This is a genomic window from Pseudodesulfovibrio thermohalotolerans (assembly GCF_021353295.2).
Classification (GTDB): domain Bacteria; phylum Desulfobacterota; class Desulfovibrionia; order Desulfovibrionales; family Desulfovibrionaceae; genus Pseudodesulfovibrio; species Pseudodesulfovibrio thermohalotolerans.
This window is the reverse complement of sequence record NZ_CP120635.1, coordinates 3,668,014-3,682,619: the sequence shown is the minus strand read 5'-3', so window position 1 is coordinate 3,682,619 and position 14,606 is coordinate 3,668,014. Positions and strand designations below refer to the sequence as shown.

The 14,606-nt window shown below is 62.9% G+C and carries 12 protein-coding genes; 7 read left to right on the top strand and 5 right to left on the bottom strand.

What is annotated here, in order from left to right; translation table 11 throughout:
- The first annotated feature begins 205 nt into the window (after positions 1-205).
- Together LF599_RS17290 and LF599_RS17285 are read left to right on the top strand one after the other, a co-directional pair.
- On the top strand, positions 206-1,039 hold the full coding sequence (locus LF599_RS17290; RefSeq protein WP_279521684.1) for a phage capsid protein: 834 nt from the start codon (positions 206-208) through the stop codon (positions 1,037-1,039).
- Positions 1,040-1,072: 33 nt separating this feature from the next.
- Positions 1,073-1,318: a hypothetical protein gene (locus tag LF599_RS17285; protein ID WP_269940474.1), complete on the top strand. Its 246-nt coding sequence runs from the start codon at positions 1,073-1,075 to the stop codon at positions 1,316-1,318.
- 129 nt (positions 1,319-1,447) lie between these two features.
- Here the strand turns inward: LF599_RS17285 and LF599_RS17280 are convergent, their stop codons facing one another.
- Entirely contained in the window at positions 1,448-2,284 is an 837-nt protein-coding gene (locus tag LF599_RS17280; protein ID WP_279521683.1) for an MBL fold metallo-hydrolase, read from the bottom strand.
- A 61-nt stretch (positions 2,285-2,345) separates the two neighbouring features.
- On the opposite strand from LF599_RS17280, the gene LF599_RS17275 reads away from it, so the two are divergent.
- Positions 2,346-2,861: a thermonuclease family protein gene (locus tag LF599_RS17275; RefSeq protein WP_279521682.1), complete on the top strand. Its 516-nt coding sequence runs from the start codon at positions 2,346-2,348 to the stop codon at positions 2,859-2,861.
- Between the two features lie 30 nt (positions 2,862-2,891).
- On the opposite strand, the gene LF599_RS17270 is transcribed toward LF599_RS17275, so the two are convergent.
- The 4 genes from LF599_RS17270 to LF599_RS17255 form a co-directional block, all read right to left on the bottom strand.
- Complete coding sequence (locus LF599_RS17270) at positions 2,892-4,196, bottom strand: ATP-binding protein (RefSeq protein ID WP_269940477.1); 1,305 nt, start codon at positions 4,194-4,196, stop codon at positions 2,892-2,894.
- Positions 4,162-5,331: an alcohol dehydrogenase-like regulatory protein ErcA gene (ercA, locus tag LF599_RS17265; RefSeq protein WP_279521681.1), complete on the bottom strand. Its 1,170-nt coding sequence runs from the start codon at positions 5,329-5,331 to the stop codon at positions 4,162-4,164. The genes LF599_RS17270 and ercA overlap by 35 nt, the downstream gene beginning before the upstream one ends.
- Positions 5,332-5,425: 94 nt before the next feature.
- On the bottom strand, positions 5,426-7,702 hold the full coding sequence (locus tag LF599_RS17260) for a PAS domain-containing hybrid sensor histidine kinase/response regulator (protein ID WP_279521680.1): 2,277 nt from the start codon (positions 7,700-7,702) through the stop codon (positions 5,426-5,428).
- A complete protein-coding gene (locus tag LF599_RS17255; protein WP_279521679.1) occupies positions 7,618-8,910 on the bottom strand; it encodes an ABC transporter substrate-binding protein in 1,293 nt (430 codons plus the stop codon). Before LF599_RS17255 ends, LF599_RS17260 begins: the two co-directional genes overlap by 85 nt.
- Before the next feature lie 327 nt (positions 8,911-9,237).
- Between LF599_RS17255 and hcp the strand changes: the two genes are divergently transcribed.
- The 4 genes from hcp (at position 9,238) to LF599_RS17235 (ending at position 14,533) form a co-directional block, all read left to right on the top strand.
- A complete protein-coding gene (hcp, locus tag LF599_RS17250; protein WP_279521678.1) occupies positions 9,238-10,845 on the top strand; it encodes a hydroxylamine reductase in 1,608 nt (535 codons plus the stop codon).
- A gap of 235 nt (positions 10,846-11,080) precedes the next feature.
- Complete coding sequence (locus LF599_RS17245; protein ID WP_279521677.1) at positions 11,081-12,319, top strand: GAF and HD-GYP domain-containing protein; 1,239 nt, start codon at positions 11,081-11,083, stop codon at positions 12,317-12,319.
- Between the two features lie 4 nt (positions 12,320-12,323).
- Entirely contained in the window at positions 12,324-13,220 is an 897-nt protein-coding gene (locus LF599_RS17240) for a hypothetical protein (RefSeq protein WP_279521676.1), read from the top strand.
- Positions 13,221-13,282: 62 nt separating this feature from the next.
- Complete coding sequence (locus tag LF599_RS17235; RefSeq protein WP_279521675.1) at positions 13,283-14,533, top strand: EAL and HDOD domain-containing protein; 1,251 nt, start codon at positions 13,283-13,285, stop codon at positions 14,531-14,533.
- Positions 14,534-14,606: the final 73 nt, after the last annotated feature.

Here is a 14,606-nt window from a genome sequence, read left to right as displayed (position 1 = left end):
CCTCTCGACTGTTTTTACCTGACATTCTTCAACAAAACCGGGTGGTCCGGAAAACCCGTGCTAGGTTTGCGCATCCGGCCCGGAGGTCCCGCCCCCGGCCCGGGACCGGAAGCGAACGGTTCGTTTCCCGGCCCACGGACACCCGACGGCGGACGCAGCCCGGACACCCGGCCTGTTCAACCTAGCAACGGACAAGGAGAAACCAATGTCCACGACTGTCAGCAACGCCTTTGTCACCCAATACGTCGAGATGGTGCACCAGGCCTATCAGGCCCAGGGCTCCAAGATGCGCCAGACCGTGCGCCTCCAGACCGACGTGGAAGGCTCCAAGTGCGTCTTCCAGAAGGTCGGCAAGGGCGCGGCCGGGAAAAAAACCCGCCACGGCAACGTTCCGCTCATGAACCTCAACCATTCCAACGTGTCCTGCACCCTGTCCGACTGGTATGCCGCCGAGTACATCGACAAGCTCGACGAACTCAAGGACAAGAGCGACGAGAAGCAGGTGGCCGCCAACGCGGGCGCCTGGGCCCTGGGCCGCAAGATCGACGAACTGCTCATCACCAAACTGGACGGCGCGTCCAACGTGGTGCCCGAGGCATCCTCGGGCCTGACCAAGGACAAGATCCTCCGGGCGTTCGGAACCCTCAACGCCAACGACGTGCCGGACGACGGCCACCGCTTCGCCGTGGTCGGCCCGCACCAGTGGAACGAGCTGCTGAACATCCAGGAGTTCAAGTCCAGCGACTACGCAGGCGAACAGTACGCCTGGCTCAAGGGCACCGAGTCCCGCACCTGGCTGGGGATTACCTGGATGTTCCACACCGGCCTGCCGATCGACGAGACGGGAATGCGCCGGTGCTACATCTACCACCGCAACGCCGCGGGCTTGGCCGAAGGCCAGAAGGTCCAGGCGTTCGTGGACTGGGTGCCGGAAAAGGCCGCCCACCTGGTGGACCACATGCTTTCGGCCGGAGCCTGCCTCATCGACCCGGACGGCGTTGTCGAAATCCAGTGCGACGACGACGCGGCCATCGCCTAGCCCGCAGCCAACCACAACAAGGAGAAACCAATCATGGCTTATATCAGCGAAGACATGCGGCTCATGGGCGGAGTGCCCGGCCAGCAGATGTTCATCTACCGCACCGAGGACGAGGCGGCGGCCGTGACCGCTTCCGGCTACTTCGATCAGGCGGTGGAGGACTACAACCTGGAAACCGGCGACATCGTCATCGCCTGCACCGGCGCCAACCGGGCCTCGGCCATCGACATGATGGTGGCCGCCAACTCGGACGGCACGGTCACGGTGATCGCCGCGTAGCGTCCGACCCGCCAGCGCAACCGCACGGGGCCATTCCCCGGCCAACCATAGGGCCTCCTTCGGGAGGCCCTTTTCGGGTTCGGGAACAGCCCAACGAAAAAACGACAGGATATTGAAGGGAAGCGGGTTTTAGAAGGTCAGGGTCAGGCCCGAGCCCACTTCGCGGACCGGGCATTTCGCGGCCAGGCCGATCTTGGCGGCCAGGTCCGTGCAGTGGCAGCACCACAGCCCTTCCAGGTCCAGGGCCGCCAGGTAATCGGCCGTGGGCTCCAACCGCTCGGGGCCGGCCTTTTGCAGATGAAAACCGCCCAGCACCGCGCGCACCTTGTCCACGCCCGTGACCCGCCGGGCCTGTTCCACGGTGTTGCAGATGCCGGAATGGGCGCAGCCCGCGATGACCACCAGGCCGGTGTCCGAGACATAAGCCAGGGCCGTGTCGTCCGGAAGGTCGTCCGGCACGTAGCCGTCCCCCTCCAGCCGCTCGCCCAGGGTGGACTCTGGCTCGAAGTCCATGGTCCGCTCGATTTCGCCCAGGGTCGTCAGGGAGTCCGACAGTTGGACGGGCTCCCGCGAAAGGGTCAGGTCGAACAGCCGGGACAGTCGGTCCTCCCCCAGCAGCATACCCAGCTCCGCCACTACTGCCTTGCGCTTGGAAAGCAGCGCCTTGGGGTGCGCGATCAGCCCGGGGCGGCTGTACGGACGCCGGTTGACGGCCGCCTGGAAATACTGGCGGACCAGCATATCCAGCCCCCAGGTGTGATCGAAGTGGCCGTGGGAAAGGGCTATCCAGTCCAGACGCAACAGGTCGATGCCCTTGCGCCCGGCATTGACCAGAAAGGCGTCCGAATAGCCGGTGTCGAACAGCACCCGCCGCCCGTCGGCCTCGATGAACATGGAAAGCCCGGCCTCGGCCATGTATTGGCTGCCCACCAGCGCGTTGTTGTCCACCAGAAATGTCAGTTCCATGACTAGCCTCCGAGGTTGCGATATACTGGAATGATGCAATGAAAGAGTCTATGCTCAACGCATGTTACGCCGCAATATTCTTTTCCCGCTTTGCCCGCTCGTCCTGGCCCTCCTCGCCGTCTGCCTCCTTCCCGGAACCGCCGTCGCGGACATCAAGGTCCGTTTTCTCGGCGTCATAGACGGCGACTCCCTGCGCGTTGAATACCGGGGCGACGCTCTTGAGGTTCGCCTCATCGGCGTGGACGCCCCGGAATACAGACAGGAATACAGCCGCAAGGCCCGGGAGTTCTCCCTCCGCTTCTGCTACAAGAAGACCCTGCGCCTGGAGTTCGACAAACGGCGGCGGGACCGTTACGGCCGCACCCTGGCCTACGTGTACGCGGACGGCCTCATGCTCAACGAGGAGATTATCCGCGCCGGGCTGGCCATCCCCGTCAGGATCAAGCCGAACACCCACCGCTACCCCTGCTTCAAGCAGGCCGAAAAGGAAGCCCGTAAAAAACGGCTCGGCTTCTGGAGCAAGGGCGGGCTCGACATGACGCCCGCCCAGTGGCGCAAAACCCACCCGAGACGCTAGAGGCGACGCCGCTCTTCCGGCAAGCCGTGACTAGGCGTTCTTCAGGACCGGCAGGGTGAAAATGAACGTGCTGCCGCTCCCCACCCGGCTTTCGACCCAAATGCGCCCGCCGTGGCCTTCCACGATGTGCTTGCATATGGTCAGGCCGAGGCCGGTGCCCGCCGGGCGGTCGGCCTGACGTTGGCCCGCCTGGGTGAATTCCTCGAAAATGGATTCAAAGCATTCCGGCCTGATGCCGACGCCGGTGTCAGCCACGCTGATGCGCACGTCGCTATCGGCGGCGCACGCCGTGCAGGTAATATTGCCGTTGGAGGTGAACTTCACCGCATTGGAGAAAAGGTTGACCATCACCTGCATGAGCCTTCCCGCGTCGCCCTCGACCATGGGCAGGCCGGGCTCGATTCTCAGCCGCAAGGGAAGCCCGGAATCGTCGAACAGGGACGAAGTGGCCTCCACGGTCCTGAGGATGAAATCCTCGGGATGGATGGGCGCCTTGTCGTATTCGACGCGATGCGCCTCCATCTTGGCCAGGTCGAGGACGTCGTTGATGAGCATGGTGAGCCGCCGCCCCTCGCTGGCAATGATTTCGAGATTCTTGCGAACCATCGCCATCTCGGTCCTGAGTTCCTGATCCGCAAACGCTTCGATGGCCGGAAAAATGGAATTGCCCAGCTTCTTGCCGGTGATCTTGGCAAAGCCGAGCACGGCGGTCAGCGGAGTACGCAACTCATGGGAAACAGTGGACAGAAATTCGGACTTGGCCCTGTTGGCGCGGTCCAGCTCCCGGGTCCGTTCGCGAACGCGTTTTTCAAGCTGGTCGTGGCTGCGCTTGAGGGCCCGCTCGTTCTGCTTCCGCTCGCTGATGTCCCTGGCCACGATGATGGCCTGGCGCTTGTCCCGGAAGGAGACCAGGCTGAGGGTCAGGTCCACCGGGACGGGCGGCCTGTCCGGACTGACCGGGCTGAGAAACTCGGTCTCCAGGCGCACGGTCCTGGTCTTGTTGTGAAAAAGATTGTCGGCGAAACGCCCTATGTGAAGCGGCAGGATATCGCTGAAACACAGGCCCCGGAGGCGATCCGGGTCGCAGTCGAGCAGGGTGTCGGCCGAGCCCGAGACGTCCAGGATAATTCCGGTATCCGCGTCCACCACGAGGATGGCGTCGTTGACCCGATCCAGCAGGGCGCGAAAATGCTCAAGCTCGTCCAGCCTGCTCCTGAGCTCCGGGTAATAGCTCTTGCTGATGGACCGCCTTCCCAGGCCGATGAGCTTTTCCCGCTCCTCGGCACGCCTTCGCGCGGGATCAGCGGCTCTGCCTGAAAATTTCGATGAGGTCATCTGCCGAGGGTTGTTTGGGGTTTGTCAACATGCAGACGTCAGCCAATGCGTTGCGGGCCAACAGGGGCAAATCGTCAGGCTTGATGCCCAGCTCCGCCAAAGTGTCGGTCACGCCCACGTCCCGCTTGAGGGCCCGGACCACATCAACGGTACGCGCCCGGACCTCCCCGGACGGGACGTCGGGAGGAATGTCCGCGCCCAGGGCGATGCCCATGCGGCGGTATTTTTCGGGAACGGAGTCGAAATTGTAGTCGATGACGCGATCCAGAAGGATGGCGTTGCACAGGCCGTGGGGCAGGTCGAGCAGGCCGCCCATACTGTGCGCCATGGCGTGCACCGCGCCGAGAATGGCGTTGGAAAAGGCCAGCCCGGCATAAGTGGAGGCGAGCATCATGCCGGTGCGCGCGATCATGTCGTCCGGACGCTCCACCGCCCCTTTCAGATGCGTCCGAATGAGCCGCATGGACTCCAGGGCGTTGAGATCGGTGATGGCCGAGGCGGCGTTGGAAACAAAGGCTTCGACCGCGTGGGTCAGGGCGTCCAGCCCGGTATGGGCCGTGAGCGTTTCGTCCATGGTCACGGTCAGCCGGGGATCGATGAGGGCCACATCCGGCACCATTGTCTTGGAGACGATGGCGATCTTCACCTTTCGGTCCGGGTCGCTGATGATGCAGAACTGGGAGACGTCCGCGGCGGTTCCTGCCGTGGTGGGAATGCAGATAAGCGGCGGGCCGGGACGGTCGACATTGTCCACGCCCTCGAATTCAAGCACATGGCGATCGTTGGTGCAGACGATGCCGATGGCCTTGGCGCAGTCCATGGGCGAACCGCCGCCCACGGCCACGATGGCGTCGCACCCCTCGCGGCGGTAGACCTCCGCGCCGGTCATGACCTCTTCGTGTCGGGGGTTGGGGGAGACTCCGGTAAACACGGCGCGGTCCACGCCTTCCCGGGTCAGGGAATCCACGATCAGGCCGGTCCAGCCGATGGATTCCAGGGTCGGCCCGCTGACCACCAGCGCCTTCTTCGCGGACAGGTTTGCGGCGTATTGACCGGCAAGCATGGCCGCGCCGGCGCCGAAGACGAACTCCGGGGCCACGAACTTCCGCAATTCGGAATGTTCCTCGCCGGGCATGGCCTGCCTCCTCATCGCCAAAGAGAGCGCGTACCAGGGTGATGACGGAACGAGTTGTCCGCCCAGTATTGGAAGGATAGTGGGAGGAGGCGTATTAGTCCATGACTTTCATAAGATTTCCGACTTCCTCGCGGAACCGCTCGAAAGCGGCCTCGGCAGTGCCGTCGCCGTGGCAGGCCGAAGACAGAGTGCCCGCGGCCAGGGCCGCCGCATTGGCCCCGATGGCGGTGCATACGGACCGGGCCGTGTAGGCCAGTTCCTCGGCCTTGGACACCGCGCCGGAACCAAGGGCCTGCCCCAATTCGTCGAGCAGAAGGTTGAGCTCGATCCGGGCCGTGACCAGGAAATCGGCGAAAATGGCCTCGTCCACGCCCAGATGCTCCATGGCTGAATCCGGCGTCCAGGCGGGCAGCGCGTCCAGGGCCTCGGTCTCGGCGGGACCGGAACCGGAGGCGGGAGGAGGCGGCGCGGGGACAGCTCCGATAAGCCGGTTTATGATTACGGACAGCTCGTGAAAATCCACGGGCTTCGCCACATAATCGTCCATGCCCGCGTCGAGGCTTTTGTCCCGGAACTCCTTCAGGGCGTGAGCCGTGACCCCGATAATCGGTATATTCGGGTCCGGGATGGGGCCGCCCGGCACGGCGGAGCGAATGGCCTTGGTGGTGGAGATACCGTCCAGGACCGGCATTTCGATGTCCATGAGAATGAGGTCGAAAGGTTCGCGCTTGAGCAGGTCCAGGACTTCGAGGCCGGTCTTGGCCACGGAATAGGTGTAGCCCAGATCCTCAAGCTTGAGGGTGGTGACCATGACGTTGACGTCGTTGTCCTCGGCCACCAGCACGCGAACGGGCCGGACCGGGGACTCGGGCCGCTGCGGGACATCATCGGCGGGCATGGGGCAGGAGAAGCCCGGCTCGAACCAGGCCGTGAAGGAAAAGACACTCCCCTTGCCCACGGTGGACTCCACCTGGATGGCACCGCCCATGAGGCTGATGAGCTGCTTGCAGATGGCCAGCCCAAGGCCCGTGCCCCCGAAGGCGCGGGTGGTCTGGGAGAAGCTCTGGAAGATGGATTCCAGGAACTCGCGCGGAATGCCGATGCCCGTGTCCTCCACGGCGAAGGTCACGCCCACTGTCCGCTCCGGGTCCGGGCCGGGGCCGAAGGCCGGCCGGACGCGAATGGAAATGGCTCCCCGGTGGGTGAACTTCACGGCGTTGCCCGCCAGATTGACGAGCACCTGCCTCAGGGACAGGGGATCGCCCTTGACGCAGCTCGGCACGCCCTCGTCGATTTCGAGGACCATGTCCAGCCCCTTTTGCCGGGCCTGGACCTCCAGTCCCTTGATGGTCGTGCGCACGTGGAAGGGCAGGTCGAAGTCCACGTGGTCCAGCTCAAGCTTGCGCGCCTCGATCTTGGACAGGTCGAGGATGTCGTTGATGATGGAAAGAAGATGCTGAGCCGAGTCCTTGACCGTCTTGAGATAGTCCCGCTGATCGTCGGACAGGTCGGTCTGCAGGGTGATCTCGGTCATGCCCACTATGGCGTTCATGGGAGTTCGGATTTCGTGGCTCATGGCGGCCAGGAACTCCGATTTTGCCCGGTTGGCGGCCTCGGCGTCCTCGCGGGTGCGAAGCAGGTCCTCCTGCGCCTTGCGGTTCTCGGTGACGTCGTCCCAGGCCCAGATGACGCCCTTGGACAGATCGCCGCGGTCCACGGTCTTGGCGTACATGCGGCACCAGACCGTTGAGCCGCTCTTGCTCCGGAATGCCTGCTCCGTGTTGAACTCCCCGCGTTCGGACAGGGCGGCCTTGGCGGCCTGGGCGAAGTCGTCTTCGGTCTGATAATGGCCAAGCAGCAGATTCAGGGTGTTGTCGCGAATGTCTTCGGGCGTGTAGCCGAATATTTCCGCGCCCCGCCGGTTGATGGTCACGATCTTGCGGCCCACGCTCATGGCGATGCCCATGAGCGAATTTTCCAGGATGGCCTCGAACTTGACCAGGTTCTGCCGGATGACGTTCTCGGACTCCTTGCGGGCCGAAATGTCGCGGATGTTCGCGAGGATGGCCGTCTCGCCCCGGTAGGTGATGCGGGACAGGTGGACCTCCACGTCGAACTCCCGACCGTCCCGGTAGCGGCGCGCCCGCCACTCCAGGTGGTGCGCCTTGCCTTCGAGGACCTCGCGCATGGTGGCGGCCATGAAACGCAGCGGGGTATCCTTGCTGGAAAGGTCCCTTGCCAGGGACACGCCCGCCGGGTCCATGCCTTCCAGGCCGAACATCTCGATCATTCGCTGGTTGACTTCGAGAATGCGTCCCTTGCCGTCGTGAATGATGATGGCGTCATAGGAGAAATCGAAAATGGTCCGCATGACCTCTTCGGACGCCCGCAGCTCGCTGGTGCGCTCCTTGACCCGCTCCTCACCTTGCGCAGCTCCTTTTCGGCGCGGCGTCTGCGCGAAATATTCAGAATCAGGGCGAGAATTATCAAGAATTGCAGGACGCCGAAGGTGACGGCGACCAGGAACAGCGAGGAATGCTCGCGATAGAAGGAGTCAGGCCGGTTGATGACCGTGCTCCCCTCCGGAAGTCCGGCCAACTTGATACCGAACCGCTTGAGCTGATCGTAGTCGAACTTCGGGCTGACCAAGCTGCCCTGGAGGACGGGAATCGCGCCCGGCGAGCGCCCGGACAGCACGTGGAGGGCGATCTGGGCCATGGCCTGGCCCTGGTCGCGGCCGTTGGCCAACATGCCGCCCACGATACCGTGCCCCAGGTCCGCATCGACGATGCCGTAGACCGGCACCCTGGACCGGGCCGAGACCGCCTGCGCCACCTCGTCCCTGCCGTAATACCGTCCCTCGCAATCCTTGTTGAAGGCGGCGAGCAGGACCACGGCGTCTTTCGGCAGCCTCTCCACCTGTCCGAGGACTCCGGGCAGCCCCTCGTCATCGCTGAACTCCACGACCACGTCCGGGGCAAGGCCGAAGAGCTGTTCTTCGAGGGACTTGCGAACGGCCTTGCCGGTGCAGGAATAGTCGTTGACCACGAAAACGGTCTTCACGCCCGGATGGAGGCGCAGGGCGCAGTCGATTGTCTGGCGCATGTCCAGAATCTCGGCCACGCCCGTAAACAGGGGATGGCCTTCGAGCTGGTCGGGCTGAAAAAAGTTCACCCCGCCGAAAACGACCGGAACCCCGGGAAAAAGCTTGTCGTGATGGCGGCACAGGAATTCATAGGCCGCGTTGTCCGTGGCCAGAATCAGATCGAGGCCCACGCCCTTGTACTTGTGGGCGTAAACATTCAGCAACTGACGCTCGTAAATGTCGTTGAACGCCACACGCTTGGTGTCCATGTATTCCCGGTGCAGGGTGATGCCCGTTTCCCGGGGGCGCAGGACGTCCACAAGTCCGCCGTTGACCTCATCGCTCCAGATGAACCCCTGATGATAGGAGTTGAGCATAAGAATCTGGCTCGACTGGGCGGCGCGCCCGATCCCGGGCGCGAGCAGGACCGCCAGCGCCATGAAGGCGAGCAGGAGGGGGCCACGGGCCCTGCGTGGGCGAATCGGTCTCTTCATGACAATCCCTGCACCGAGATGAATCGTCCGTTCTCTAACAAATACGCGGAAATTAATAAAGTCGACGGATACGGGTCAGGCCGCTGATTCCGCCTTTTTCCGGATAATAAAGACATTGGCCGGGGAATAGGCTATGTTTTGTTCTATAACGGGAATAGCAGTTTTTTCGCGGCCCGATCTCAACCCGCCGTTTCAGACCTCCGTTTTCCCGGCCGCCTTTTTTTGCATGTCTTTCCCCTGTTTTTGACTCAAGTCATACCCTTGCGCCTCCACCCGGCCTACAACCGAGGCAACAAGGACTTTTCATCGAAACAAAGGAGCGACACCATGTTTTGTTATCAATGTGAACAGACGGCCAAGGGCGGCTGCACCAAGATCGGCGTGTGCGGCAAAACCGATTCCACCGCGACCCTCCAAGACCTCCTCCTCCACTTCACCAAGGGCCTTTCCCAGGTGGCCATGGCCGCCCGCGAACAGGGCATCGAGGACGCCGAGGCCAACCGCTTCACTGTGGAGGCGATCTTCTCCACCCTGACCAACGTGAATTTCGACGACGCCCGGTTCGTCAAACTCATCAACGAATGCGCGGCCCTGCGCGACAGGCTCAAGGCCAAAGTCTCCGGCGTCGAGTTCAGCGGCCCGGCAGTCCTCATGCCCGCCCTCGACCTCCCGGGCCTGGTGGCCCAGGGGCGCGAATTCGGCGTCGACAACGACCCCGAGCCGAACCCGGACATCAAGTCCCTCAAGCACACCCTTACCTACGGCCTGAAGGGCGTGGCCGCCTACGCCGACCACGCGGCCATCCTCGGCAAGGAGGACAACGAACTCTACGCCAAGATCCAGGCCCTGCTGGCCGCCACCCTGGCCACCGACCTGACCCTTGAGCAGGCCGTGGAGGCCGGACTGGAATGCGGCCGCATCAACATCCGGGCCATGGAGATCCTGGACGACGCCAACACTTCCGCCTACGGGCACCCGGTTCCCACCGAGGTCAAGCTCGGGCCCACCGCGGGCAAGGCCATCCTCGTCTCCGGCCACGACCTCAAGGACCTGGACACCCTGCTCAAGCAGACCGAGGGCATGGGCATCAACATCTACACCCACGGCGAGATGCTCCCCTGCCACGGCTACCCCGAGCTGAACAAGTACCCGCACATGGCCGGACACTACGGCACCGCCTGGCAGAACCAGAAAAAGGAATTCGCCGAATTCCCCGGCGCCATCCTGATGACCACCAACTGCATCCAGGACCCCAAGAACTACATCGACAATATCTTCACCACCGGCCTGGTAGGCTGGCCCGGCGCGGTCCATGTGGGCAACGACGACTTCACCCCCGTCATCGAACGCGCCCTCGCCATGCCCGGCTTCGACGCGGACGCGGACAAGGGATCGGTCCTGACCGGCTTTGCCCGCAACGCGGTGCTGTCCGTGGCCGACAAGGTCATCGAGGCGGTCAAGGCGGGCGACATTCGCCACTTCTTCCTGGTCGGCGGCTGCGACGGCGCCAAGCCCGGCCGCAACTATTACACCCAGTTCGTTGAACAGGCCCCGGCCGACACGGTCATCCTGACGCTGGCCTGCGGCAAGTTCCGCTTCTTCGACAAGCAGCTCGGCGACATCGGCGGCATCCCGCGTCTGCTCGACATCGGCCAATGCAACGACGCCTACTCCGCCGTGCAGATAGCCCTGGCCCTGGCCAAGGCGTTCGACTGCGGCGTCAACGACCTGCCCCTGTCCCTGGTGCTCTCCTGGTACGAGCAGAAGGCCGTGGCCATTCTGCTCTCCCTGCTCGCCCTGGGCATCCGGAACATCAAGCTCGGCCCCTCCCTGCCGTCCTTCATCACCCCCAACGTTCTCAACTACCTGGTCGACAACTATAATATCGCCCCCATCTCCACCCCCGAAGCCGACCTGGCCGAAATCCTCGGCTAAACGCGCATAACGATCCGGCCCGGCAGTTTCCGCTGCCGGGCCGGACATTTTTCCGGGCCGATTCCGGGCCCGCCCCATCCTTCCTTGCCGCGTCCCTCTGTCCGGCGGCCACTGTTTTCCACAACATCTTTCCGTTTTTTCGCGTTTTTTTGTGCAAATTCTTGAAAATTCGAGAATGTTTGCATTTTCATCTGAAATAGGTGAGACGTTCCGAAAAGGCTGGAAGGGAGGAAAAATGGCCGACAGGCGACTCGAAGCCCGCGACGATGCCGTATTGGCGATTCTCAAGGTCACGGATGAAGTCAACCAACTCAAGGACGTTGATACGATCCTGGACAAGATTCTCTATGAATCCAGGCAGTTTTCCGGTGCTGACGCCGGGTCCATATACCTTGTTGAAGACGACCGGCTCATCTTCAGCTACGTCCAGAACGACACGCTCTTCAAGACCGAGGCGGCCAACGCCGCCCTGTACCAGAACTTCGCCATCCCCATCAGCGAACAGTCCATAGTGGGCCATGTGGCCAAAACCAGGCAGAGCCTGGCCGTGGACGACGCCTACGAGCTGGACCCCACCCTCCCCTATTCCCTGAACAAATCCTTTGACGAGAAGTCGGGCTTCCGAACCACCAGCATGTTGGCCATCCCGCTGATCGCCCAGGAAAGCAGGCTCGTCGGGGTCATGCAGCTCATCAACGCGAAGAACGAATCCGGCGCGGTGATCCCCTTCTCCGAAAAGGCCCGGACCTATATTCCCATTTTCTGCAACAACGCCTCCGTGGCCATCGAACGCGGCATCATGAACCGCGAACTGATTCTGCGCATGATGCAGATGGCCGAGCTGCGCGATCCCTCCGAGACCGGGGCGCACGTCCAGCGCGTGGGGGCGTACTGCGCCGAGATATACGGCACCTGGGCCGCCCGCCGGGGCCACGGAGCCAAGGAGATCAAGCGCACCCGCGACAATCTCCGCCTGGCCGCCATGCTTCACGACGTGGGAAAGGTCGGCATTTCCGACACCATCCTCAAGAAGCCCGCCAAGCTCACCGAGCGCGAGTACGACATCATAAAATGGCACACCATCTACGGAGCCCGGCTCTTCGGAAACCAGACCTCCGAGCTGGACCGCATGTCCATGGACATCGCCCTGTGCCACCATGAGCAATGGGCGGGCAGCGGCTATCCCTCCATTCCCCGCGACCGGATCTGGGCAGACGACCTGGAAATGGGCGGCGCGCCCATGAACGGCGAAGCCATCCCCCTTTCCGCGCGCATCTGCGCCGTGGCCGACGTGTATGACGCGCTGGCCTCGCCTCGGTCCTACAAGGACCCGCACACGGACGACCAATGCCTGGAAACATTGGAACAGGGGGCCGGGACCCACTTCGACCCCGAGGTCGTGGACATCTTCATGGAGATTTTCGACGTCATCAAAGCCATCCGCAACAAGTGGTCGGATTCCCCCGGGAAGTAGGCGTATGACGGAAGCCGAACCGAATCTATACGACCACGCGGACCCCGAAGACCCCGAAAGCGTCCTGCGCGAGACCGAAAACCTCATGCGGGAACTCTCCCCGGAACACGACGGCCCCCTCTTCGGCCGGGCATTCGACGATGTGGAACGGCTTTTTTCCGGCCGCTATCCCGGCTACCGGGCGAGCAACACCCGATACCATGACTTCGAGCACACCTGTTCCGTGGTTCTGGCGGCGGCGCGCCTGATCTACGGCGCCTCGGGCAAGGGTGAAATCTTCTCCGCCAACGACCGTCTCAAGGGGCTCCTGGCCGCGCTTTTCCACGACGTGGGCCTCATCCAGGACGAGAGCGACACCATGGGAACCGGGGCCAAGTACACGGTCGGGCACGAAGAGCGGTCCATCCGGTTCATGCGGAACAACCTGAAAGGGGTTCTCTCCGAACAAGACATCGCCGACGTCGCCGACTGCATCCGCAGCACCAATCTGTCCGTGCAGCCCTCCGAAATCCCGTTCCGATCCGTGACCATTCGCAGGATGGGCCAGTTCGTGGGCAGCGCGGACATCCTGGCCCAGCTCGCGGACCGCCGCTACCCGGAAAAGCTGCTTCTGCTCTTCGAGGAGTTCCAGGAAGCCCGGCTGTCCGACTACGAGACCGCCTTCGACCTGGCGCTCAGAACCAGGAGATTTTACCGGGATGTTGTCCGCAAACGCCTGGACGAACCGTTCGAGGGCGTGGATCGTTTCATGCTTAACTACTTCCAAATGCGCATAAAAGTAGGTAAAGACCTTTACCGGGAGGCCATTGATCGCAACCTGGCCTACCTGGACAAAATTCTGGCCGAATGCGACGACGACCTGAAAACGTTCCCGGCCAAACTCCGACGCAACCGCAATTGAGAGCCCATATGCTAACGTCCGCGGCCGCCACAGCTTCGGGCCGCGGAAGGAGACGACTTATAATGCGTTCCAAACCTCAAACCTTCGAATCCATGTTTATCGCACGGCAGCCCGTCTTCAGGCATGACGAATCCGTGTGGGGATACGAGCTGCTTTTCCGTTCCGGCCGGGACAACGAAGCCGTCATCAGCGACGAGTCCCAGGCCACGGCCTCGGTCATCGCCGACGGCCTGACCCTGGCCACGGAGGGCATGAGCCCGGAGGCCCGCGTCCTCATCAACTTCCCGGAGAAGCTGCTCGGGGAGGACGCCGGGTTCGCCCTGCCCAAGGATAGATGCGTTATCGAGATTCTGGAACACGTCCGCCCCGACAAAAAGACCCTGTCCGCCGTCCGCAGGCTCAAGGAAGCGGGCTACACCCTGGCCGTTGACGACTTCCTCGGCCAGGGCGAACTCCGTCCGTTCATAGATCTGGCCGACATCGTCAAACTCGACATCCTGGCATTGGGGGCCGACCCGGCGCGCATCAGGAAAGCCCTGGCCGGACTGCCCAAGCACGTGACCACCCTGGCCGAGAAGGTCGAGGACAACGAAACCTTCAGGCTGCTGCGCGACATGGGCTTCTCCCTGTTCCAGGGGTTCTTCTTCAGCCGTCCCGAGATCATTCCCGGCCGCAAGCTCACCGCTGTCGAGACCACCAAGCTCCAGATCCTCGGCGAACTGGCCAAGCCCGCCTTCGAGCCGGCGCGGCTGGCCGACATTCTCCAGTCCGACCCGAACCTGACCTACCGGCTCTTCCGCTACATCAACTCGGCCGGATTCGGCTTGTCCGCGAAGATAACCTCCGCGAAACGGGCCATCGACATGATGGGCATGATCCGGGCCAAGCAGTGGCTCCGCAGCGTCATCCTCGCCGACCTCAACCCCTCGCCCAAGGCCGGGGAGCTGTCCTATCTGGCCGTGCACAGGGCCAAATTCCTGGAATCCGTCTGTTTCGACTCCAACAAGTCCGAATGCGAAGCGGACACCCTGTTCATGATCGGCCTCTTCTCGCTGCTCGACGCCATGCTCGGCATGGAGATGCGCGACGTCCTCAAGTCCCTTCCCCTGGAGGAGCGGGTGGTCGAGGCCCTGAACGGCACCGGCGACCTGTCCGACCTCCTGCACCTGGCCATAAGCTATGAACGCGGCCAATGGGACGAGACCGCCCGATACCTCGAAAAGCTCTCCCTGAACGCTTTCAAGACAGAGCTGATCTACATTCAGTCCCGCACCTGGACCCAGAAGACGCTCGGCTATTCCAAGTCGGACTAGCCCAGCTCTCCGCCCCGGCGGGGCCCGGTGATTGGCTTAGACTTTCGCTGGGAAATGTGTCACTCCGAGGCGC